The organism is Agarivorans sp. B2Z047 (assembly GCF_023373605.1).
GTDB classification, from domain to species: domain Bacteria; phylum Pseudomonadota; class Gammaproteobacteria; order Enterobacterales; family Celerinatantimonadaceae; genus Agarivorans; species Agarivorans albus.
In genome coordinates this window covers 2,018,430-2,042,432 of sequence record NZ_CP088080.1, presented here as the reverse complement: position 1 = coordinate 2,042,432, position 24,003 = coordinate 2,018,430, and the positions used below count along the sequence as shown (strand labels likewise).

Below are 24,003 nucleotides of genomic sequence, written 5' to 3'. Positions count from 1 at the left end.
GTGCAAACCCAGCTTTTTTTTAGGCAACTTATCTAGACATGTTGAGAACCTTAAATGACTACCGAAGCTGCAATTCTTAACCAAAACTCCAAACCATCTTGGTTAAGCCTACTTTTTTGGGCCATCGCCATCGCCGGTTTAACTTGGAGCTGGCAAGGCGCCGAAATTGCCCCGATGAAGATCTATAACGATGCCGGCAACATGGCCGAGTTAGCCAGTGACTTCTTTCCACCAGATTTTACCGATATCAATTACTACCTAGAAGAAATGTTAGTGACTCTGCACATCGCCATTTGGGGCACCATTTTCTCAATCTTTTTATCAGTTCCTTTTGGTTTGATGTGTGCCGAAAACATGGTTCCAGCTTGGGTGTATCAGCCTATGCGTCGATTAATGGATGCAGCCAGAGCAATTAACGAAATGGTATTTGCCATGCTGTTTGTGGTTACCGTTGGCTTAGGCCCGTTTGCAGGTGTAATGGCTTTGTTTATCCATACCACCGGCGTGCTGGCTAAATTGTTTTCCGAAGCAGTAGAAGCCATCGATCCCGGCCAAGTAGAAGGGGTAAGAGCTACTGGCGCAAACAAGCTGGAAGAAATTGTTTATGGGGTCATTCCGCAAGTACTGCCACTGTGGATTTCATTCTCCTTATACCGCTTCGAATCGAACGTTCGCTCAGCCACCGTTGTAGGCATGGTAGGCGCTGGCGGCATTGGGGTAATTCTGTGGGAAAGTATTCGCGGTTTTATGTTTCCGCAAACCTGCGCAGTGATCATCATCATTGTAGTCACTGTAAGTCTGCTCGACTTTATCTCTCAACGCGTTAGAAAACTGTTTATTTAAGCGAGCTTAAGATGCCCCGTTACCAAGAAATCGCGCTAAGCCTAGAAAAAGAAATTAGCCACGCTTACCAAGCAGGCCAATACTTGCCGCCCGAGCAACGCTTGGCAGAACGCTACCAAGTAAATCGCCACACCTTGCGTCGCGCCATCGACGAACTAGTGCTTAAAGGTTGGTTACTGCGCCAGCAAGGTAAAGGGGTAATGGTATTAAGCAAACCGGTTCGCTACCCACTTCATGCCGGGTCCAAGTTCACCGACAACTTGCTAAATGCCGGGGCAAAACCGATTAGCCGAGTACTAAGCTTTGGCCGCGCCAACGCCAATCAGCAGGTGGCTAAAGGATTAAACATTGAATTAGCCAGCCCCATTTTGCAGCTCAAAACATTGCGTTTTATCGACCAAATGCCCATTAGCATTGTTTTTCACCACTTGCGCATGGGCGAGCATGAAAATCATTTAAGCCAATATCAGCAGGGCTCACTGCACGGTTTTTTACAACAGCATTGCCAGCTTGAATTACGCCGACACCACACAGTAGTGGGTGCGCAAATGGCTAATCGAGAAGACTGCGCCTGTTTGCAAATTGATGGCAGCACGCCCTTGTTAACCCTACAAACGGTTAACGTAGGCCAACAGCAACAGCCTTTCGAATTTTCAATCTCCCATATTAGAGCCGAGCTCGTAGAGCTCAGCTTGGAGCACCCCCAATGACTACCCAACAATCTACCCAAGCGGCAGGTGTAGCCGCGCGCCAACACTGGATGGCAGTATTAGCCAAGGCTTCTTATCAAGACTTATCTAGTCGCTGGCAACAGCTAAAGCTAGACCCAGAATGTGAAATTATTCGCCAACCAGAGATCGGTTTAGCCAAATTACAAGGCCGGGTCGGTGGCAATGGCGAACGCTTTAACTTAGGTGATACCACCATCACGCGCGCTGCTGTGCGCTTAAACGATGGCACTTTAGGTTACGGCTATTTACGCGGTCGGGCCAAACAACACGCCCTGCTTTCAGCCTTAATAGATGCCTTAATGCAAAACGGCGAGCATGCGCCCAGCTTACACGAAGCGGTAATTCAGCCTTTGGCCGAGCAACAACAAGCAGAACAAGCAAAAACTGCCGCTCAAGCAGCGGAATCAAAAGTAGATTTCTTCACCGTGGTTCGAGGAGAAGACTAATGCAAACAATTGAAGCGGGCTTTCCTAACAGCGTACACAACGCTCAACAGTGTTTTAGACAAATACTCAAAGCGCTTAGTGAACCAGGCAGCCAAGTAACACTTGAACATCACTTAGGTTTTGCGCCGCTAAATGCCGCAGCTAGCCAAGTTATTATGAGTTTATGTGACCAGCAAACTGCGCTTTACCTAAGCCCAGCTTTAGCAAAAAACTCAGAACATCCAATCGAACAAGCCTTACACAACTTAGCCTTTCATAACGGCCTTAGCTCGGCGCCCATTAATCAAGCCGATTTTGTTGTAGTAGACGCCCAAGAAGAGCTGGATTTAAGCCAACTAAAAGCCGGTACGGATTCCAGCCCAGAACAAAGCGCAACCGTGTTAGTTCAATCCAACAGTTTGCGCACCGGGCCAGTCTTTAAACTATCTGGGCCGGGTATCAAACATAAGCTTGACCTGCAGTTAGGCAACCTAAGCACCAGCATCGTTGATTACCTGCTTAAGCCGAGCCACCGCTTTCCGCTGGGTCTCGATTTTATGTTTTGTCATCAACAATCACTGGTGGCGATTAGTCGCACCACCAAGCTGGAGTTACGCTAATGTATGTAGCAGTAAAAGGTGGTGAAAAAGCCATTGCCGCAGCCCATAAACTGCAAGCTAAACGTCGCCGCGGCGACACCAATGTTGCCGAGCTGAGTGTTGAGCAAATAAGCCAACAACTTAGCTTAGCGGTAGAGCGAGTCATGACCGAAGGCGGCATTTTTGACCGTGAGTTGGCGGCCCTGGCAATTAAACAAGCCAGCGGTGATCAAATAGAAGCCATTTTTTTACTTCGCGCCTATCGCACTACGTTACCGCTGCTGGCCACTTGCCTCCCTTTAAACACCGGCAACATGCAGGTGCAACGGCGAATTTCGGCCACCTATAAAGATTTACCGGGCGGTCAGCAGTTAGGCCCAACCTACGACTATAGCCACCGCCTATTAGATTTCAGCTTATTGGCCGAGCAACAAGCGGAGCACAGTCAACCAAACCAACACCTAATAACGCAACCAACACCAAACGAAGATGAAGCCTTAACAAGCAACCAGCAGCAAGCGTTTAGCAAGGTGTTTTCGTTGCTAGAACAACAAGGTTTAGCCGAGCCTGAATCAGACAGTGGCGCAGAGCCCGCCGACATTACCCAGCAAGCGATTAGTTACCCTTGCTCACGGGCTGCGCGTTTACAACAACTAAGCCGCGGCGACGAAGGATTTTTACTCTCTATGGCCTACTCCACTCAACGTGGATATGGACGTAACCACCCCTTTGCTGGCGAGATTCGTAGCGGCGAAGTAGCCATCGCAATCTGCCCAGAAGAGCTGGGATTTGAGGTTGAAATAGGCAGCATTACCCTCACCGAATGTGAAATGGTAAATGGCTTTGTTAGCCCACAAGATAAAGACGCTCACTTCACCCGAGGTTATGGCTTAGCCTTTGGCTTTAGCGAACGCAAAGCTATGGCGGTTGCCCTACTCGACCGCTCTTTGCAAACCGAGCGCTATAACGAGCCAGTAAGCAGCCCAGCGCAGGATGAAGAGTTTGTGCTAGCCCATGCCGACAACGTAGAAGCCGCCGGCTTTGTTTCTCACCTTAAATTGCCCCATTACGTCGACTTCCAATCGGAACTAGAACTGCTACGAAAAATGCGCCAGCAAGGAGCCAGCCATGACCAGCTTTAGCCAACAGGCTACTGCACTAGATGATAGTAGCCAGCAATACAATTTTGCTTACTTAGACGAGCAAACCAAACGCATGATCCGCCGCGCCATCTTAAAAGGTGTCGCCATTCCTGGTTATCAAGTTCCCTTTGGTGGACGCGAAATGCCAATGCCTTACGGCTGGGGAACCGGCGGCATTATGCTTAGTGCCTCTATTCTTGGTCAGCAAGACGTACTTAAAGTGATTGACCAAGGCGCCGACGACACTACCAATGCGGTATCTATTCGTCACTTTTTCAGCAAAGTTTGCGACATTGCCACTACCGAAAAAACCGAACAAGCCAGTGTTATTCAAACCCGCCACCGCATTCCAGAGCAAGCCCTAAGCAACAACCAAATTCTGGTTTTTCAGGTGCCTATTCCCGAGCCGCTGCGCTTTATTGAACCGCGCGAAACCGAAACTAAAAAAATGCACGCTTTGGAAGAGTACGGTTCGATGCAGGTAAAACTGTACGAAGACATTGTGAAGTATGGCTACATCGCCACCAGCTACGCTTATCCGGTAACGGTGCATGGGCGCTACCTTATGGACCCATCGCCAATTCCTAAATTCGACAATCCAAAGCTACATCAATCGGAAGCCTTAATGATTTTTGGTGCTGGGCGAGAAAAACGCATTTACTGCATTCCTCCCTTCACCGATGTGCACAGCCTCGATTTCGACGACCACCCCTTTAGCATTCAGCAGTGGGATGAGCCTTGCAGCCTATGTGGTAGTCACGACACCTTTCTTGATGAAGTGCTGATCGATGACCAAGGGCAACGCATGTTCATTTGTTCAGACACCGACTACTGCCAAAAGCAACAAGCCGCGCAACTAGGAGCTGAACATGACTCAGTTAGCTAAGCAACTTGAAGAACCTCGCGCAAACGCCGCGAACCAAGCCGAGCCAGCCCTACTCCAAGCCCAAAACTTGAGCATGCTTTACGCGCCAGGCAAAGGCTTTGAAGACGTTAACTTAAGCCTTTATCCCGGTGAAGTGTTGGCCATTGTGGGTGAATCGGGCTCTGGTAAAACAACTTTGCTCAAAACCTTATCGGGTCGCCTTGCTCCACAAACCGGTAGCATTAGTTTTCAAAGCGATAGCAACACCGCAGAGCTATACCAAATAAGTGAAGCGGAACGTCGCAGCTTAATCAGGCAACACTTTGGCATTGTGCATCAACACCCGCTAGATGGGCTGCGCCCAAGAGTTTCGGCGGGCGGCAATATTGGCGAGCGTTTAATGGAAAACGGTTGGCGCAATTACGCCGAGATCCGCCAGCAAGCACTCACTTGGCTAAAAGCGGTAGAAATAGATCAAAGCCGAATTGACGATATGCCCCTCACCTTCTCCGGCGGCATGCAGCAACGCCTGCAAATAGCCCGCAATTTAGTTACCCATCCGCGATTGGTATTTATGGACGAACCTACTGGCGGCTTAGATGTATCGGTGCAAGCGCGTTTATTAGATTTAATTCGTAATCTCGTCACCGAACTGCAACTCGCAGTGGTTATTGTTACTCACGACCTAGCGGTAGCAAGGTTGTTGGCGCACCGAATCATGGTGATGAAGCAAGGCCAAGTAGTAGAAAGCGGCCTTACCGACCGAGTATTGGATGACCCTAGTCACCCCTACACGCAATTGTTGGTTTCATCGGTTCTTCAACAATAAACGCCTAGCTTACAAGGATTCATCATGAAACCCGTCATGATCGCTAAAAACATCAATAAAACCTTTGTATTACACAATCAAGGGGCTGCGCGTTTACCGGTTTTACGCCAGCAAAATCTAGAGATTTTTGCCGGAGAGTGTGTGGTGCTTAACGGCAGCTCAGGCTCTGGTAAATCTAGCCTATTACGTTCACTTTACGGTAACTATCAAGTTGATGAAGGTGAATTGCTGATTAGCCAAGGTGAGCAGTGGCTTGATTTAGCAACCGCTCAAGCAAGAGAAATTATTGCTTTACGCCGTAATACCATTGGTTGGGTAAGCCAGTTTTTAAGGGTTATTCCACGTTTATCGGCCTTAGATATTGTAATGCAACCGATGTTAGAAAATGGCATTAACGATAGCCAAGCTAAAACTAAAGCCGAAACCTTATTAAGCCACCTAAACGTGCCTGAGCGCTTATGGAGCCTAGCACCCGCTACCTTCTCTGGTGGTGAGCAACAACGGGTCAATATTGCCCGCGGTTTCGCCCTCGATTACCCGATATTGTTACTAGACGAACCAACCGCCTCATTGGACAAACACAATGCCCAGCAAGTGGTTGAATTAATTTTGGCCGCCAAACAACGCGGCGCAGCCATTGTTGGCATATTTCACGATGTTTGGGTGCGCGATTTAGTCGCAGACCGCTTACACAACATGCAACAACCAGCACAATTAGCAGGATAGTGTGATGATTATTACCAATGTAAATATGGTTCTGGAACATGAAGTAGTAACAGGGTCACTGGAAGTTCGTGAAGGCCGCATCGTGGCGCTTAGTGATACCCAAAGCCAGCACAGTAGTGCCATAAACGGCGACGGTGCTTACCTGCTGCCGGGCCTTATTGAATTGCATACAGACAACTTAGAGAAGTTTTTCACCCCACGGCCTAAGGTGAGCTGGCCCAGCGGTTCGGCCATGGCCAGCCACGATGCCTTAATGATTTCCAGCGGTATCACTACCGTGCTTGATGCCATTGCACTGGGCTACATTAACGACCACGGCACTCGCCTTGCCAACCTTGAGCGGATGCTACACACCATTGTGAATAGCCAGCAACGTGGCGTTAATCGCGCCGAGCACATGCTGCACTTACGCTGCGAACTGCCTAATGCCGATACTGCCAACATATTCGAAACTTTGGTTGAGCAAGGGCCAGTAGCCATGGTGTCGTTAATGGATCACACACCTGGCCAACGCCAATTTGTAGACAGCGAAAAGTATCGCACTTATTACATGGGCAAATACGGTTTAAACGATAAAGAGATGGCAGCTTTTGAAGCTGAGCAAACTGCCGCATCTGAGCAGTGGTCAGACGCAAATCGTAAACACATTGCAACCTCTGCTCGCGAGCGAGGCATTGCCTTAGCCAGCCATGACGACGCCACACTTGAACACGCCCTAGAGTCTGCATCATTAGGTTGTGCCGTTGCCGAGTTCCCTACCACTGTTGCTGCGGCTAAAGCCTCGCACGAAGCGGGTTTGCAAGTAATGATGGGGGGGCCAAATATCGTGCGTGGCGGCTCCCACTCTGGCAATGTAGCCGCCGCCGAGCTGGCTCGTGAAGGTGTGCTGGATATTTTGTCGTCTGATTACTACCCAGCCAGTTTACTCGATGCCGCATATATGGTGGCTAACATGGAAGATAACAACTACGATCTTTGTCAGGCTATTCAAATGGTTAGCCTAACTCCAGCACATACCTTAGGCATGGACGACCGAGGCAGTATTTGTGAGGGTAAACGGGCCGATTTGGTATTAGCCAAACCCAATGATGAGCGCTTGCAAGTGTTGCAAGTATGGCGTGAAGGAGAGCGAGTATTTTGATGACTTCGCTAACTGCCAGTGAACTAAACGGCGAAGCCAAGTTGTTTTACTTGGTGGGGCCTTCTGGCTCAGGTAAAGACTGCATAATTAATGGCTTACGTAGCCAGTTGCAGGCGGATAGCAACCTGCTGATTGCTCATCGCTACATCACTCGCGCGGTAGATGATAGCGGTGAAAATCACATTGCCTTAAGCGTGCCAGAGTTCACCCATCGTAAACACAGCGGCTTATTTGCGATGGACTGGCAGGCCAACGGCTGCAATTACGCAGTGGGTAATGAAGTAAATACTTGGTTGAGCATGGGGTTCTCGGTGCTTTTCAACGGCTCTCGCCAACAGATCCCCTTGGCTGAAGAGTTATTTGGGGAGCGCTTGCGAATAATCGCCTTAGATGTAGACCCCAGCATATTGGCCGAACGCCTGCGCAAGCGTGGTCGTGAATCTGAACACGATATCTCTGCACGGCTGCGCCGCAGCGAACAATATCAGGCTTCTCTACCAGAAGAGTGTTGGCGCTTAGACAACAACCGCAATCTAGACAGCACCGTGAGCAAACTGCTCAAATACATCGAAACCGAAACGACCGAGTTATATATCCAATGAAACTAACCCTACTTGGCACCGGTAATGTCACAGGCTGCCCAGTGTACGGCTGCGATTGCCTCGCCTGCCAGCGAGCGAGCTTAGACCCCAGCAAAGCAAGATTACTTTGCTCAGCGGTGCTAGAGGTAAACGGCCAACGAATACTTATCGACGCCAATCATCCGCAGTTACAAACCCGCTTTCCGGCTGGGTCTATTGATGCCATGTTACTCACCCACTTTCACATGGATCATGTACAAGCTTTATTTGAATTACGCTGGGGAATAGCAGAGCCAATTCCGGTTTATCACCCAGATGATCCCTTAGGGTGTGATGACCTATTTAAGCACCCTGGTTTACTAGATTTTCAGCCCGCTAGGCAGGCCTTGCATAGCTTTTCGTTAGCAGGTATCAATATAACTCCCCTAGCGTTAAATCACTCAAAACCTACTCTAGGTTACTTGTTTGCCAGTGAAAATGGCCGGATTGCCTACCTAACCGATACCTTAGGGGTCCCAGACCAAAGCTGGCAACAATTGCTGCGCCATCCGCCAAAGTATGTAGTGATTGATTGCAGTAACTCTCCTCTGCATCGGTCAGGCAATCACAATAATCTTAGCGACGTGCTTGAGTTAGCACATGCACTGCCCGACAGCACTTGGGTGCTCACCCACATTGGCCACGATTTAGACGAATACCTCATGCAACACCCCAACTGCTTACCCAGCAATGTGCTGGTTGGGCATGATGAATTATGCCTAAGCCTATAACTTCAAAGGAATAACCATGGCGATAGTAGACCCCGGCGCAAATTTAAACAGCCAGCCCAGCGTAGCTAATAGCAGTAAGGTAACCAGCTCTAAACTAGGTAGCTGGACTGAAATTGGCGAGCGCTGCCTATTAGACAACGTGCAATTTGGTGATTACAGCTACGCTCAAAATGACGTAGATATTGCTTTATGCGAAGTAGGAAAGTTTGTCTCCATTGCTTCAAGCGTAAGGGTAAATCCCAGCAACCACCCGTGGTGGCGGCCAAGCCTGCACCACTTTAGCTACCGCCCGCAAAAGTATGGAATGGCAGCAAAGGTAGACAATCAGGTATTTGATTGGCGTGCAGATAACAAAGTGCAGATTGGTCACGACGTATGGATTGGTCACGGCGCGATTATTATGCCGGGTGTAAACATTGGTAATGGCGCCATTGTTGGCTCTGGCAGTATTGTCACTAAAGATGTACCCGCTTGGCACATCGTGGTGGGTAATCCTGCCAAAGTATTAAGGCCGCGCTTTGATGAACCAAGCACTGGCGAGCGCCTAGAAAAACTTGCCTGGTGGGATTGGTCGCATGAAAAGCTTGCTGAGGCCCTACCCCTGTTCCAAGAAGACTGCTTAAGCTTTCTAGAGCATTATGAGAAACAACTGCTAAGCGAAAGCGTTTAGTGGCACTAGCGCCAACGAAAGTTCGCTTAGCCACTCATGGAATGGCCATTGCCCAAACACTGCTTTGGGCATGCCTTTACTATAGCTTTCCTGCCACGCTGCTCACTTGGCATCAGCAGCTTGCTTGGTCAATTGCCGATGTCTCGTTAGCATTCACGATTTGCTTAGTCGCCTCTGCACTTTGCTCGCCATTTATTGGCCGTTTAATCGACAAAGGGTTTGGCCCAAGGGTTTTAAGCTGCAGCGCTATGCTGGGCGGAATGGCTTTACTCGCCGTTAGCCAGGTGCAGAGCTTATGGCAGTTTTATGCTGCTTGGTTAGTGCTAGGTTGCGCTAGTGCAGGGTGTTTATACGAACCTTGTTTTGCTTTTCTTACCCGTTATCGCGGGGACAACGCTAAATCGGCGATCACCAAAGTCACCTTATATGCTGGCTTTGCAGGTACCTTAAGCTTTCCACTTTGCCATTACCTTATCGACCTCTTAGGCTGGCGAATAACGTCCGTGAGTTTGGCCTTGATTGTTTTGCTCATCGCTACACCATTGCTGTTTATTAGCGCCAAGTTAATTCAAGGGGCCCAAAGCTCAGAGCTTCGCAAAACGCAAGCTATCGCAAACATTAAGCAATCGAGCGCGCCAAATGCTCAGCTTAAAAACGCAGTGTTCTGGTTTATTGCCTTAGCCTTTTCTCTTAGCGCACTTAACCACACGGTATTGGTCAACTTTTTACTACCAAGCATGCACGCTCTCAACTTTAGCGCAGATAATGCCGTGTTAGTCATGGCGATGATTGGCCCAATGCAAGTGCTTGGGCGCATCGCAATGATCAGTGTAGATAAACGGCTATCGAATACCCTTATCACCATGCTGTGTTTTGGCAGTTTGCTCGTTGCCGCCTTTTTGCTGTGGCAGCTCGATCATCTCCAGCACCTTATTTGGCTGTTTGTCGTATTACAAGGGAGTGCTTATGGTGTGACCAGTATTTTGCGGCCAGTGTTAACCAAACAATTACTCGGTGAACAAGGCTTTGGAGCGATATCGGGAATGTTGGCCGTGCCCTATTTACTCGCCAGCGCAAGTGCCCCATTTCTTGGTGCTTTTGCTTGGCAGTTAAATCAGCAGCAGGGTATTTTTGGTTTAGTCAGCCTTAGTGCAGGCCTAGGGTTTATGGCAATGGCAGCCTGTTGTTTGCAACAAACTGCCAAAATAACTCGCTATCAGAAGTTAACAGCTAAACCTAAGTAAGCGCCGCTATTACTGGTGCTGTAGCTACGTGTTGCAATATCTTCGTACTGGTAACCGGCAGAGATATCAATAGTGCTCGCCACTAAATCAAACAGTTCGTAGTTAACACCCGCGCGGAAACGGTTAGCTTTGTAATCTTCATCGGTAAGCGACAGTTTTAAATCACTTTCCAAACCTAAGCCAGAACCAGGGAAACGCCAAGCCACACGCCCTACAGCGTATACTTGCTCACCGTCATCAGAGCCAGCTAAGGCAGTGTTGGCACTGTCCCAACGCTCGTAACCCGCACCCACATCTAGATAAAGGCCTGCAGTATCAAACAAGTTGTAATACAACTCACCTAGGTAGCTAGAACCATCTGCCGCATCACCTTGCTTACGTTTGTTAGCACCGACTGCCACATTTGGAATAAGCGGAATAGGATGCTTAAAACGCAGCTCTAAATCTCCTTGCCAAGCCGACGAGGCTTTTGGGTCAGTATTGGTTTGAGCGATATGGCTAGCCAGTGTTAAACCTAGTAAATCGGCTTGAGCAGGAAGAGCAGCGAACATAGCAGCGCCAACAACAGCGAGGCGTAATTTCATGTTGAGTCCTTTAACTAAACAACTTCATATGAGGGTAAGGCGGCATTTTGCCACGCCACTTAGTTAACACCAAGAGAAAAAACTACCTCACCATCCCCTTTCAGTTTATTTTGCTAAGAATTAACATATCGCCTTATTTTAGTGCAATATTTGATATTACATTTAGCTCAAACAACATTCGATATATTTACCATTGATTGTGCATATTGTTGAGCGCCGAATGCAACAGCTCATCATCATGACTATCCACAGCCGTATTATCATCAACAAGTTGGCTATGGCTATGATTATTGTCTTGGGCATCATCAAGTTGATGATGTTGGTCCTCACCTTCAGCCAATGGATTGTCAAACGGATCCGACGATTGTAATGCTAAATCATCTGCATCAGCTAAAGGGTTGTCTACGTTAAATTCAGGTAGTAGATCTGTTTGGTCGCCATCGGAAGACTCCAACGGCGTATTATCTCTGCTCATTCCCAACATTTGAAAGTAGTGGTCTACCGGAGCAATAGGATCATTGAGAACTCCGGTGCTTGCCACGTTGGATAAATCCGCATCAACATTTGAACTAAAGGTCAGCGTATCTGTTTCAGTGCCACTTTGTGGAGCATCTGATTGCCCTATTCCGGCGAGTACAGGTGCCGCTAGTACATCAACTCCAATAGTTTGACTAACCGAAGCCTGTTCACTGCCATCATGACTAATTGCTGAAACATTTAAATCAAAATGGCCATGAAAGTCAGCTTCAGGAATAACTTTGAGGTTAGTTAATTCGCTTTGTTGTAGTGTCCATATGCCGTTATTTTCAGTCCCCGCAGATAGCGAAGCCCCTGGTGGAACGCCTGTGATTTCAACTGTGAGCGTTTCATTTGTATCTGGACTGGATACGTTAATATTAAGTGCTAAATCAGAATTTTCATTCCCCGAAATCGCCATAGTATCGAGTGGCGAAGCTAAATCACCGACATGCTTAGTAAATATCATGGTAGGAGTATCGGCATCAGGCGACACATGAATCGCCATAGTGTTATCTATCGCTACATGACCATCAGTCACCGTATAATTTAAGCGTAATTCCCCATTATAATTTACCCCTGGATTAATAACCCAATGGTCACCTTGTTGGGTGATAGTACCACCACCGACTATTGATAAATGGCTTACATCAAGCACATCTTTAGCATCTTCATCGTGCACGTTAGCCAGTAAATCAGCTTTGTTCAGTGTCAGCAGATGATCTTCAACAACAGTACCCGAAAGCGCGTGACCAACAACAGGTACATCATTGGTGCCAATGATCACTAACTTCATGGCTTGGTCTACGCTGTGACCAAGAGAGTCGGTAGCGGTCACCATTATTGTTTCTTCAAGTCGCTCACCCTGAGCCAAGGCCTGCACACGAGCCGAATCGTTGTGGGCCTGATATTGCCAACTGCCATCGCTACTTAAGGTTAGGTCACCGTATTGCGGACGTGTTCCGGCTTGCAATGCCCAGGTGACACCGCTGGCGACTTTGACATCACCAACTAATAAATCGAGTAAACCGTGCGAGCGTATGACTTTATCTTCGGTAACCACAGACTCGGACGCGCCGAAAATTTGCGGCCCGGTTTTACCGTCACCAATGTGTACTGTTAAGTGTTCTTCTCGGCTCTCACCGCTGCCATCGGTAACTTTGAGGGTAACGGTTTCGGTATGAATTTTACCTGCAGCCACCTCCTGATTGAGTTTGTCTCGCTCCGGACCACTGTGGCTAAAGGTAAAGTCCCAGCGACCGTCGGCATCAATATTAAAGTAACCAATGCCCTGTACATCAATTATATTGCGGTTGCCTGGAGTGAAATCCAATTGATGGTGGCCGCCTTGATTATCTATGTACTCGACGTTGAGGTTGTCAGCGTTATCAATGTCATCAATATTGATATAGCCGTAAGAGTGGGTGTTGGTCATTGAGCCCGTGGTAATTGAACGGGATATTTCAAAGGTTCCTGTTAGTAGAGGCGCGTCGTTGGTGCCATGAATACCAATATTGACCACGGCATGCTTGGTGTCGCCATGGTTATTGGTATAACTGATGAAAAAGTTATCTGCATGGCTATCTGTTTGCCCCATTTGCTGAATCGCGGCAGCTTGGTTGTCCAATGTGTAGTGATAGCTACCATCGGCGTTCATGTGTAAGGTGCCATAGTTGCCTTGTAGCACTCCGGTAGTGGTTACGGTTTCACTAGCGCCAACAGCAAATAAAGTTCCTGTCGCAGTCGTCTTACTGTCCTCCTCGACAGCTTGAGTTTGTACCAGCGTACTGAGATCAGCTGAAACCACCAGTTGCCTCTGTTCATGAGCGCTATCGCCAGTTGCTGTAGCGACAACCTCAGCATGAACTTGATAGGCGTTGTCGCCAATATTGGCAACTTGGTTGGCAGGAATGGTCAATTGCCAATGGTTATTGTTAACGCTGGCGCTATAGTGTGTACCAGCCACAATCACATCAACCGAATTGCCATCAGCCACATGGGTTGTGGCACCTGCAATAGTTAAATCCTGCTGATGGTCATGATGATTTACCCAATCGTCATTGGAGATAGGGTCGATAGACAGCGTTGGTTTAGCAGTATCTATAGTGATTTTATGATGGGCTTGGGCATAGCTGCCATCAGCTTTTACTTCAAATACGGTCAGCGTATAGGTACCATCGGCGCGATCTGTTGCGCTGACATCCATTTTCCAATGACCATTTGCATCGACAATTGCTTTAGGACCGCTGAGAATCCCACTGCCCATGATAGTGCTACCGGGCTCACCAGTTCCGTATAAGATTATGTGGCCGTCGCTAGTAACAAAGTCACTGTCACTGACACCGGTATCATATTCTAATCTGGTAATTGCCAGAGGCGGCGTGACATCAATTATTGCGTTGGCATCAATAGTGTTATGACCATCGCTGATTTTGAAACTAATGGCTAAATCGTTACCAACAAAGCCTGGGGTTGCAGTAAAGCTATAGCTGCCGTCAGGATTGGTTACTACCGTTCCATGGGGAGAGAGCAGTGAACCTGCCACAATCGATAATCCCGCGGTGCTGGTATCAACATCGGTAACATTCGCAAGTAAATCAGTTGCTTGAAAGTCGTGTGTGTGGCCAGATTCAACCTTGCCTAAATCGGTGGTGACGGTGGTTGGCGCGGTGTCGCTACCAGTGAGGTCGACGCTGATTTGATGTTGGGTGCCATCGGCAGTCTTAACTGTAACGATATCGGTGGCACTTTGGCCCTGTGACAGCGCTTGTGCGGCTTTGTTAGGCGTATATTGCCAATGACCAGTGGTATCGATACTAAATTCCCCGTGGCTGCTAGGCAGCACTTGAGCGATGAAGTGATCTTGGTTGGTATCGGGGTCGGTCACCGTAAGTTGACCCGAAACGACATGGGTTTCGTCGGTAGTTAGCTTGCTATCGCCTGTGATGCTGGCATTCCCTACTTGAACTGTAAGGTGCGCAGGTAGTGTTTCTTGCCCATCGGTCACGTCGACTTCGATTTTCAATTCACCGCGATAGTTGGATTGAGGGGTAACGGTCCAAGTGCCATCACCATTATCGTGAATCGTGCCGTGATTCCCAGCAATGGATACGTGGGATACCGATAAGGTGTCACCATCAATATCAGTGGCTTGGTTTAAAATATCATCTTGATTGATGGTAAAGCTTTGATTGACGTTAACTGTTGCGTGAAATTGGTCGTGGTCTATTTGATCGTACTTATGTAGCAGATCATTCAAGTTACTTGCTGACGCAAGTGCTTTAATTTGTGCAGGAGAAATGACCTGATCAAACACCGCAAAATTATCAAAAGCACCATGCAGGTTACCATCTTGTGACCAGTGGCTCTTGCCAATGAAATTTTGACTTCTAGCGGTAGCGGGAAGCTCTGCGCCGCTATCGGTTTCCCCTAATAGCTGGCCATTATTATACAGTGCCATATGACCATCATGACTAATGGTCGCGGTCAGTTTCATCCATTGGCCCGGAGTGACCCCATGAGGCACCATTAGGTCATGCTTTTGACCCGCAGCGTCGATGAATTCGAGCTGCAGTGTATCGGTGGTGCCACTATGGGTGAGCAAAATGTTGTCTTTGGCTTGGCCATTACCAAAATCAAAGACTCTGGAATAACTGTCAGTTATTGAGTCAAACTTTACCGTGGTGGATACCGTAATACCTTGGCCATATTGTAAATCCGGGACTTCGATTTTTGCGCCGCTATCACCATGAAATTGCACTGCTGAATCTGGCGTGCCATCAGCACCTGTGGTGGCGGTGATGGTGCCACTTAGCACAGCATGATTATTTCGGCCTGATAGATCGGTGCCTTGATTACCCGAAAATTCGTAAGCCGCTGAGATGGGCAGTGATGCAAATTGCCCACCTGCTAAGAAAGTTGGCGCATCGTTATCTGCTGAAATGTGGATTGCGCCAGTGTACTCTTTCGAGTCTAGGCTGCCATCGCTTACTGAGTACTTAAACGCAGACTCGCCATTAAAATCTGTTACCGGCGTAAAGACCAATTTATCAATGTTATCAGCATCAATTTGCTGGCCTGCAACCACTGCTCGACCATCTAATAACAAACTACCGTGTGTAGGGTTGGGCAGGTGAGTAATGGTAATGTGCTGCAATGTATCGCCCGTATCAACATCAGCAAAACTGAATTCATTTTTACTGAAAGTATGGCTGTGGTCTTCAACATCCCTAACACTTAGATGAACTGAGGTCGGCGCATCATTTCTTGCTGCAATCTCAATTTCAGCCGTTGCCACCGATGAGCTGTCATGGCCATCATTAACTGAGTACTTAAAGTTAACTCTACCGTTAACGTCTTGTTCAGGGGTAAATATCAGGTTAGCAATATCCGTTTGGCTAATGACTTGGTTAACCGTTACGGCAGCACCATTTAGATGCAGCACACCTAAACTGGCAGCGGGTAATTCCGTAATGGTGATACTGCTTAAACTGCCGCCATCGCTGTCAGTAAAACCAAAGTCAACATCAGTAAAGTGATAACTAACATCTTCAATAGCATGGATGACTTGTGTCGCAATCGTTGGTGCTTCATTGCTACCTTGTACGTCAAAGTGCATGGTGTGAGTTGTTTGACCACCTGCATTATCGGTAACGACTACATTAAATGTTTCGGTAACGTGTTGCCCTTCGGTTAAGGCTTGAGTAGCAGCTAAAGCATTATCAAGTTCGTAATGCCAGCCACCATTGGCTGCAATTGTAAAGTGTCCATAGGTGCCCAATACATCGGTTTGTTCAGTAATGCTATGGGTGTCTCCAGTATCTGGATCGCTGATACTTAGCATGCCTGAAGTGCGAACGTGGTCGTGTCCGCCGTCTTCAATAACGGTTTTAGGTGCTGCGAGTTCAGTAACGATTGGGTTATCGTCACGGCCATCAATGTTGATGGTGATTTGGTGTTGGGTACCATCAATACTAGAAACGGTATAGGTTTCGTGTACCTGATCATCTTTGGTTAACGCATTAGCGGTGGCATTTGGAGTAAAGGTCCACTGGCCAGCTGAATTAATAGCTAAGTGTCCATAGGTGCCACTAATATCGTTGGCAGCAAAGTGTGCTTGGCTAGTGTCAGTATCGGTGACAGTTAGCTGGCCGCTTACTGAGTGATCTTCATCGGTATTACCGGTTGAATCGCCAGTGATTGTTGCATCTGGAATGGGCTTACTAGGATCAAGTTGTAATCCTTCATGTTCAATTGAAATTGCTTCTTTTCCATCAGGAGCTTGGGTTGTTGCAGTAAGGGCTACGTTCATGTTTGTTGCGGCATCATGGGGCAACTGCGCAGTTAACGATGCGGTATTCCAGCCATGGATATCCACCTTATCATTGAGGCTGGCTATTGTGTGCTGATGCCCGTGACCATCCGATAAGAGTGTGCCTTTAATTAAGCCGCTAATTTCGAGTTTAGTGACAACATCGTCAGGAGCATTGACAGCTACGTTAGGGTGTAGATGCAATAACGCACCTCTAGGGACAGTGCCTGCGTTACTATCAACAGGCACAACTACGGTATGAGCACCTGGGCCACTTGTTACAGTATGATGGCCCGTGGTATCAATAAAATTACCTTTACCATCGGCCATAATATTGGTTAGAACGCCACTAGGCTCATGGGCTATGGTACCTAAAGCAACAGATGCAGGCGTCACGGCATGATCGACCATGGTTGCGGAAAACACTCGGCCTCCTGCTGAAAGGCTAGCGGTATAATCTGTTGGATTATCAGCCCCCGCGGAATTGTCTCGTGTGCCAGCGATAAAAGTACCGCCGTTAGGGAATGTACCGCCTTGATTAACCGTTTGTTGTTTTATTATGTGGCCGTTATCAAAAACCACTAAATGACCACTACCTGAATCCCATGTCATCGTTAAGCGATGTGTATTGCCATCAAGTAAGTTCACTCCCGTGTCTACTGTCGGCCCCATAAAGGCAAACTGCAGATTACTGGCATTCCAAAAAGTAATAGTATTTTGTTGATCATGGCCACCGGGTACAGAGTAGTTCAATAGCACCGCTGCATTGCTTGGCGGATGGCCATTGTCGAGCACGAAGGTGATTTCGGCTGACATTGCATGCATGGGGCCACCGGCATCGATACCATCTACTTTGGCATAAGCTGTTTTATCACCAGAACCAAAGCTCATGACTTGTTGTTCTGCAGAAATATGTAGACTTACCGTAGCAGGATCGGTCACTGAGGTAATATCAATACTTGCATGGGCAGTGCTTTGGTTAGTGCCATCGGTAACTTGATAAATAATATCGACACTGTCGCCATGAAAGTTGGCAGTAGGCGTAAACGTGTAGCCGTGAATTGCGTCGCCACTAAAGGTTCCATGGGGTGAAGTTGGGGTACCAACAACCTGCAGTGACCCGTCAGGGTCCGACAAATGTTCAAGCAGTTGTGCCGTGGAAATATGGCGGCTACTGTCTTCGTTGAGAGTTGCTAATGTTCTAGTGCCACTATCAACTAATGGATCGTTAACGGGGTTAATAGACAATGTTGCACTTGCGGGAGCGGAATCGGCATGGCCATCATTCACGGTATAACGGAAATGAACATCACCATTAAAGTCTTTCGCTGGAACAAACTGCAGCTTACTGATATCTCCGGCATCGATAATCTGATTTACAGACACATCACGTCCATCAAGTACAAATTTACCTGCTGCTAAGCTTGGCAAGTTAGTTAACGTAATAGCCTGTAAGGTGTCGCCAGTATCTATGTCAGTAAAACCAAACTGGCTTGCTTGCATTTGGTAACTGACATCTTCAGTACCACTGGTTAGATGCACTTGGTTTACAGTGGGTGCATCATTAGTCCCCGTGACATTAATATGAAGATCGTAGGGTGTACCATCTTTACTATGTACGCGATATATAACAACTTCAGTTTGACCTTCAGCTAGGTATTGTAGCTTTGCGTTATCAACATGATAAGTCCAAGTACCAGCGCTATCGATACGTAACAAGCCATTATAAGGGTCATAAATTTTTGTTTCACCGAATTGGCTAAACTGGAATGAGTTTTCACCAGTGTCAGGGTCAACCACAGTAAGTGAGCCCGTTGCTAACTCCGTTACTGTTCCTCCATTACTGCTTCTATGAGACCCATCTTCAGTAATGCTCCCAGTGCTGACTTCAGTGATAATTGCGCTATCTTGAACTGCCGTTAATACTGTTGTCGCGCCGGTGTGGGTGGTACCTCCATGAGCATCTAAGACGTCATAGGTGAAATGTACTTGGCCGTTATAGTCTTTTTCCGGTGTGAATGAAAAGCTACCGTCTTGATTGTGTTTAATTGAGCCATGGTCTGCATGCAGATTCTCAATGGTCAGTAGTCCTGCGTCATTATTATCGACATCAATTGTATTGGATAGGAGTTGTGCTGCAGTGATGGTTTGGCGAGTATCTTCTGTGCCAGCATTGAGAGTCACCTCAGATGAACAGTAAGGGCGATCATTACTACCGTGAATGGTGATCACTATATCGTGAGCTGTACCATCTTTTGAATAGATAGTTACTGTGTCGGTGAGTGTTTCTCCTTTACCAAGTTGATCAATTGCTGTGCCTCTATTAGTCGCATGTCCACCTTTAATTCGGATGTTGCCAGCATCTGCATAATATGACCATGTTCCATCTTCTCGCAGCATTAAGTCACCGTATTTACCGGCATAATTAAATCCTAGGCCGCGAGAGTCAAAGGTTGCCTCACCTGCATCAAGATCGGTAATGGTCAGTGCACCACTGACATAAAGCGGACTGCGTCCAAGAAGGCTCATACCTAGTTGAGCTTGATCTGGTGACATATCAAGCCCTGCGGTGCCTTCGGTGACATCACCAATATCAACGCCACCAATAATCGCTTTATCATCACTGCCATTAATTGTAACTGTAATGGATTTTTCTGTGCCATCTACGGCGCGGACGATGATGGTATCTGTGAGCGTATCTTTGCTGGTGAGCGCCTGAATATTAGGGCTATTATTATCAACAACGTATTGCCAATGGCCGTCATTATTTATTGAAAATTGACCGTAAGCAGCGTGATTAACATCCACAATAAATTGGGATTCACCGTGATCGATATCAGTGGCGACTAGCTGGCCTTGTGCGACTAGATTTCCTCGGTGGCTATGAATGTCTTCTTGAAGCACTGCAGAGGTGTCGCCGGTGATCTTAGCGATGTCATTGCTGCCATGTATATTGACTTCAATTTTGTGGCTGGTGCCATCAATTGAGTGGACCACAAATACTTCTTTAAGCGCTTCTGTTTGAGACAGTTGCTGTATCTGAGGTTGATTGTTGTTAGCAATGTACTGCCATTGACCATTATTACTAATAACAAGTTGACCGAATTGCCCTTGTTGTAGTCCTGAAGGGAATAAATCTTGGCCATTATCTATATCGGTAATGGTCAATTGACCTTTGGTTATCAGTAGGCCTGAACTCAGTTTGTCTTCAACGACAACACCCGCATCTACCCCATTTATATTGGCTAAGTCATTGGTTCCAAGTATTTGTATTTGAATACCATGTGGAGTGCCATCGTGACCTTTAATAAAGAACAAGTCATCAACGATTTCGCCACTTTTAAGACTTTGAACTGCTACACCTTGATTATTGAGCGCATAATGCCATAGCCCTTTGTCGTCGATGTGTAATTCGCCATATTTGCCTTGTAGCGTTTCAGGCTTGAAATGCTCATCGCCAGTATTAGGGTCGAGAATGTTCAATTGTCCTGTCGCTGTTTGTTTAGTGCCGTCTTCTTTAAATAGCGCAACATCAGTACCTGTGATGATCGCTGGCGTGTTATCACCGACAATGGTGGTTGAGATAGTATGCTCGGTACCGTCTAAGGATTTTACGGTAAAGCTTTCGGTTAGCTGCTGCCCATGGGGTAACTTGATCACATTAGCATTGTAATGATCGACTGCATATTGCCATTCACCATTTGGCTTAATCGTTAAAAAGCTCCCATAAGCACCTGCTATTACTTGTGATTGAAAATGTGCTTCTCCTGTATCAACATCAGTGATGTGAAGTTGACCATTAGCGTACAAAATATTTGGTGCGCCAGAAGCATTTGAAATTACCCCAGTATTTGTGCCTGAAATAACTGCATTATCATTGGTACCATGAATATGAACACAGAGAGTTTGTTCGGTGCCATCAGCAGTTTTGATTATGACCGTATCGGTAATTTCATGCCCTGCATTAAGAGATTGTATTGCCGCTTGTTTGTTGTTTGAGGTGTATGTCCAAGCGCCAGAAGGGTCGATAGTAAAATGGCCATACTGACCAGTGAGAGTACCAGCGATAAATCGGGCTTCACCTAAGTCGGGATCTAAAACATTGAGCTGACCATCTGCTCTCAACTGTCCTTGGAAAAGGTTTTTATCTTCAGTGACATCTAATGTGGATGAACCTGAGATAACTGCTTTATCATCTTGACCTTTGATGATGACTTTTATTTGATGTTCGCTGCCATCGATAGATTTAACAACTATCGTATCAATTAACGACTCACCTGTTTTAAGTTGATTAATTGCAGGTTGATTATTATCAGCGGTATAAGTCCAATGACCATTATTATTTATGGTTAATTCGCCAAATAAACCTTGTGAAGCATTGGCCTGAAACTGGTTATCTCCAATATCAGCATCTTTTACTGCCAACATACCGTCTGCATGTAAAAAGCCAGCGTGTAGGTTTTTATCTTCAACAAGTGAAACGCTTGATACACCACTGATGAGGGCTTTATCTTCGGTTCCATTAATATTTATCTTAAGAACTTTCTCTGTGCCATCAATCGCATGCACATATAATGTTTCAGTTAGCGTGGTCCCAGCTTTTAAGCCTTGAATGGCGGCGCTGTTATTATTAGCAGTATAGACCCAATGGCCAAGCTGATTAATCGATAAGTAGCCGTAATTACCTTGATAGCTATCGGCAACAAATTGGTTTTGGCCGTTATCGATATCAGTAATGGTTAACGCACCATCAACCCTTAATAATCCTGAGTGAACGTCTTTATCTTCAGTGAGTGTTGCAGTTGAAGTGCCTGCAATCACTGCTTTATCTTCACTACCGTTAATGGTAACGGTGACTTTTTGTGATGTACCGTCAATCGAGTGAACCAATACAGTATCCGTAACCGAGTCACCCGTTTTCAGGCCTTGAATGTTGGCTTGTGAGTTATCGGCGATATAGGTCCAATGGCCGAGATTATTGATAGTCAGTGTACCGAATTGGCCTTGCAGGCTCTCGGCATTGAACTGGGCTTGGCCGTTGTCAGCATCGGTGATGTTAAGTGCGCCATCAACACGCAGTTGACCACCATGCACGTCTTTATCTTCGGTGAGCGTAGCTGTACTGGTGCCTGCAATCACTGCTTTGTCATCAGTACCGTTAATCGCGACAGTGATTTTTTGTTCAGTGCCATCGACGCTGTGAACCAATAACGTATCCGTAACCGAATCACCCGTTTTTAGACCTTGAATCGTGGCTTGTGAGTTATCCGCTGTGTAGGTCCAATGGCCGAGATTATTGATAGTCAGCGTACCGAACTGCCCTTGCAAAGCCGTTGCTTGGAACTGGGCTTCGCCATTGTCTGCGTCAGTAATTGTTAACGCGCCATCAACGCGAAGCTGTCCGCTATGAAGGTCTTTGTCTTCGGTTAATGTGGCGGTTGCAGTACCTCCTATCACAGCTTTGTCGTCAGAGCCGTTAATGGTCACCGTGATCTTTTGCTCAGTGCCATCAACTGAATGCACCAACAATGTATCGGTGAGTGACTCGCCACTGTTAAGGCCTTGAATGGCAGTCTGAGAATTGTCAGCTGTGTATGTCCAATGGCCAAGTTCGTCAATAGATAAGCTACCAAACTGCCCTTGTAGCACATTGGCTTGGAACTGGTTTTGACCGCTATCCAAATCCGTAACTGTTAATACACCATCTGCGCGCAGTTGCCCTTGATGAACATCTTTATCTTCGCTGAGTAAGCCACTATACCCTCCGCCAATGATCGCCTGTTCATTAGTGCCAAGAACTTGAATAGTTAAGTCTTGCTTAACTACTTCACCAGCACTGTCGGTTACACTAACAACAAAGTGCTCAACCCCCTTTTGCCCTTCGATTAACGCAAGGGTTGCAGGTTGCTTATTATCAAGCTGATATTGCCACTGCCCATTATCAGGGTTAATAGTTAATCGGCCATATTGACCTTGAGAGTGGCTAACTGCCCATTGTAGTTGCTCATTGTGGTCTGGATCTTTAGCGAATAACTGACCATCAACTTCAGAAAGTGCAGCCATCTCAGTAACGTTGGCATGGTGCAAACCAGAGATTTGGGGTTTATCATTACTACCCTCCACCTCTATTGAAACCACCATTTTGATTTGATGCTGCAGATTGTCTTTAACTAAAACAACAAATTGCTCACTATGGTGCTCTCCTTCAGCCAAAGCATTGGTCGTAGCTAGTACATTATCCAACTGATAACGCCACTGCCCAGTATGAGAGTCTACAACCAGCTGGCCATAAACCCCACTTCCTGACTCAACTGACCAGCTTACTTGGTTAGCGTCAACACCAGCAACATGCAACTGACCGCTCACCTCGCTCACTTTATCTTCTTTTACTGATCCGCTTTGTTGCTGAGCCCCTTCAGCATGAATAACAGGTACTTGCTGCTGGTCAGTTTGAGAGTGATTAACTATAGTAAGCTGTTGTACTGTCACACTGGGCTTATAATTATTACCCTCAACATTTGCCAACTGGTTGCTCGTTAAACCCTTAACCCCAACATGATTAAGAAATGAATGTGCAGCAAACCAATGAGAGTTGGCACTGCTACCCCCTCCTTTACCCACTCTTGCTGTCGCTTTGCTGCCATCAATTAAGGGAGCTTCCACCAAGGCAGCGCCAGCAACGGCTTTTGAAGTGTCATCGGATTCGGAGGATTTAGCATTAGCAGATTCCCCACCTTTACCGGTTTTCGAAATTGTCTCTAACGGATTTGTGGCTTCTGACAATAACCCCTCACCTGGTAAAGCCTGCTGCTCACTTAGCAGTTGCTGATGAGATTTATCAGCAACCAAATCTTGATTGCTTAAACCTACGGTTTTTCCATCCCGGAGTTCTTTAGCTTTAAGTCGCGCAACATCTTCATCAATACGCTTGGCTTTTTTTAGCTCCTTACCTTTGTTGTTGCTGTTACTACCTAGAGAGAGTTTGCCTTTGGCATTTGAGGCTGATTTATCTTGCTGCTTAGTCAT

General features: G+C 46.9%; 15 protein-coding genes. 13 read left to right on the top strand and 2 right to left on the bottom strand.

Annotated elements, in window-relative coordinates; genetic code table 11:
• Nucleotides 1-54: 54 nt before the first annotated feature.
• From phnE to LQZ07_RS09315, 13 genes are read left to right on the top strand one after another with little or no spacing between them, the layout of a single operon-like run.
• Complete coding sequence (gene phnE / locus LQZ07_RS09375) at nucleotides 55-843, top strand: phosphonate ABC transporter, permease protein PhnE (protein ID WP_152779365.1); 789 nt, start codon at nucleotides 55-57, stop codon at nucleotides 841-843.
• An 11-nt stretch (nucleotides 844-854) separates the two neighbouring features.
• On the top strand, nucleotides 855-1,553 hold the full coding sequence (phnF, locus tag LQZ07_RS09370; protein ID WP_152779367.1) for a phosphonate metabolism transcriptional regulator PhnF: 699 nt from the start codon (nucleotides 855-857) through the stop codon (nucleotides 1,551-1,553).
• Nucleotides 1,550-2,020 (top strand): phosphonate C-P lyase system protein PhnG, encoded by a 471-nt coding sequence (gene phnG / locus LQZ07_RS09365; RefSeq protein WP_152779369.1) that lies wholly within the window; start codon nucleotides 1,550-1,552, stop codon nucleotides 2,018-2,020. The genes phnF and phnG overlap by 4 nt, the downstream gene beginning before the upstream one ends.
• Complete coding sequence (gene phnH, locus LQZ07_RS09360; RefSeq protein WP_152779371.1) at nucleotides 2,020-2,619, top strand: phosphonate C-P lyase system protein PhnH; 600 nt, start codon at nucleotides 2,020-2,022, stop codon at nucleotides 2,617-2,619. Before phnG ends, phnH begins: the two co-directional genes overlap by 1 nt.
• The gene (locus LQZ07_RS09355) at nucleotides 2,619-3,740 is read left to right on the top strand and encodes a carbon-phosphorus lyase complex subunit PhnI (RefSeq protein ID WP_152779373.1); all 1,122 of its coding nucleotides are present in this window, start codon (nucleotides 2,619-2,621) and stop codon (nucleotides 3,738-3,740) included. The genes phnH and LQZ07_RS09355 overlap by 1 nt, the downstream gene beginning before the upstream one ends.
• Nucleotides 3,727-4,626: an alpha-D-ribose 1-methylphosphonate 5-phosphate C-P-lyase PhnJ gene (locus tag LQZ07_RS09350; protein WP_152779375.1), complete on the top strand. Its 900-nt coding sequence runs from the start codon at nucleotides 3,727-3,729 to the stop codon at nucleotides 4,624-4,626. Before LQZ07_RS09355 ends, LQZ07_RS09350 begins: the two co-directional genes overlap by 14 nt.
• A complete protein-coding gene (gene phnK / locus LQZ07_RS09345; protein ID WP_152779377.1) occupies nucleotides 4,610-5,434 on the top strand; it encodes a phosphonate C-P lyase system protein PhnK in 825 nt (274 codons plus the stop codon). The genes LQZ07_RS09350 and phnK overlap by 17 nt, the downstream gene beginning before the upstream one ends.
• A gap of 24 nt (nucleotides 5,435-5,458) precedes the next feature.
• The gene (gene phnL, locus LQZ07_RS09340; RefSeq protein WP_152779379.1) at nucleotides 5,459-6,160 is read left to right on the top strand and encodes a phosphonate C-P lyase system protein PhnL; all 702 of its coding nucleotides are present in this window, start codon (nucleotides 5,459-5,461) and stop codon (nucleotides 6,158-6,160) included.
• A gap of 4 nt (nucleotides 6,161-6,164) precedes the next feature.
• Complete coding sequence (gene phnM, locus LQZ07_RS09335; protein WP_152779381.1) at nucleotides 6,165-7,301, top strand: alpha-D-ribose 1-methylphosphonate 5-triphosphate diphosphatase; 1,137 nt, start codon at nucleotides 6,165-6,167, stop codon at nucleotides 7,299-7,301.
• Nucleotides 7,301-7,903 (top strand): ribose 1,5-bisphosphokinase, encoded by a 603-nt coding sequence (phnN, locus tag LQZ07_RS09330; protein ID WP_152779383.1) that lies wholly within the window; start codon nucleotides 7,301-7,303, stop codon nucleotides 7,901-7,903. The genes phnM and phnN overlap by 1 nt, the downstream gene beginning before the upstream one ends.
• Nucleotides 7,900-8,652 (top strand): phosphonate metabolism protein PhnP, encoded by a 753-nt coding sequence (phnP, locus tag LQZ07_RS09325; RefSeq protein WP_152779385.1) that lies wholly within the window; start codon nucleotides 7,900-7,902, stop codon nucleotides 8,650-8,652. Before phnN ends, phnP begins: the two co-directional genes overlap by 4 nt.
• A gap of 16 nt (nucleotides 8,653-8,668) precedes the next feature.
• Entirely contained in the window at nucleotides 8,669-9,322 is a 654-nt protein-coding gene (locus LQZ07_RS09320; RefSeq protein WP_152779387.1) for a DapH/DapD/GlmU-related protein, read from the top strand.
• Nucleotides 9,322-10,566, top strand: a complete 1,245-nt coding sequence (locus LQZ07_RS09315; RefSeq protein WP_152779389.1) for an MFS transporter — start codon at nucleotides 9,322-9,324, stop codon at nucleotides 10,564-10,566. The genes LQZ07_RS09320 and LQZ07_RS09315 overlap by 1 nt, the downstream gene beginning before the upstream one ends.
• Here the strand turns inward: LQZ07_RS09315 and LQZ07_RS09310 are convergent.
• Together LQZ07_RS09310 and LQZ07_RS09305 are read right to left on the bottom strand one after the other, a co-directional pair.
• A complete protein-coding gene (locus LQZ07_RS09310) occupies nucleotides 10,539-11,150 on the bottom strand; it encodes a hypothetical protein (RefSeq protein ID WP_152779391.1) in 612 nt (203 codons plus the stop codon). The two genes, LQZ07_RS09315 and LQZ07_RS09310, sit on opposite strands and share 28 nt — an antisense overlap.
• A gap of 187 nt (nucleotides 11,151-11,337) precedes the next feature.
• Nucleotides 11,338-24,003: a VCBS domain-containing protein gene (locus LQZ07_RS09305; protein ID WP_152779392.1), complete on the bottom strand. Its 12,666-nt coding sequence runs from the start codon at nucleotides 24,001-24,003 to the stop codon at nucleotides 11,338-11,340.

Bases quoted from the DNA above. Each gene is read 5' to 3' on its own strand.
- phnE (WP_152779365.1), top strand. From the start codon at position 55: ATGACTACCGAAGCTGCAATTCTTAACCAAAACTCCAAACCATCTTGG.
- phnF (WP_152779367.1), top strand. From the start codon at position 855: ATGCCCCGTTACCAAGAAATCGCGCTAAGCCTAGAAAAAGAAATTAGC.
- phnG (WP_152779369.1), top strand. From the start codon at position 1,550: ATGACTACCCAACAATCTACCCAAGCGGCAGGTGTAGCCGCGCGCCAA.
- phnH (WP_152779371.1), top strand. From the start codon at position 2,020: ATGCAAACAATTGAAGCGGGCTTTCCTAACAGCGTACACAACGCTCAA.
- LQZ07_RS09355 (WP_152779373.1), top strand. From the start codon at position 2,619: ATGTATGTAGCAGTAAAAGGTGGTGAAAAAGCCATTGCCGCAGCCCAT.
- LQZ07_RS09350 (WP_152779375.1), top strand. From the start codon at position 3,727: ATGACCAGCTTTAGCCAACAGGCTACTGCACTAGATGATAGTAGCCAG.
- phnK (WP_152779377.1), top strand. From the start codon at position 4,610: ATGACTCAGTTAGCTAAGCAACTTGAAGAACCTCGCGCAAACGCCGCG.
- phnL (WP_152779379.1), top strand. From the start codon at position 5,459: ATGAAACCCGTCATGATCGCTAAAAACATCAATAAAACCTTTGTATTA.
- phnM (WP_152779381.1), top strand. From the start codon at position 6,165: ATGATTATTACCAATGTAAATATGGTTCTGGAACATGAAGTAGTAACA.
- phnN (WP_152779383.1), top strand. From the start codon at position 7,301: ATGACTTCGCTAACTGCCAGTGAACTAAACGGCGAAGCCAAGTTGTTT.
- phnP (WP_152779385.1), top strand. From the start codon at position 7,900: ATGAAACTAACCCTACTTGGCACCGGTAATGTCACAGGCTGCCCAGTG.
- LQZ07_RS09320 (WP_152779387.1), top strand. From the start codon at position 8,669: ATGGCGATAGTAGACCCCGGCGCAAATTTAAACAGCCAGCCCAGCGTA.
- LQZ07_RS09310 (WP_152779391.1), bottom strand. From the start codon at position 11,150: ATGAAATTACGCCTCGCTGTTGTTGGCGCTGCTATGTTCGCTGCTCTT.
- LQZ07_RS09305 (WP_152779392.1), bottom strand. From the start codon at position 24,003: ATGACTAAGCAGCAAGATAAATCAGCCTCAAATGCCAAAGGCAAACTC.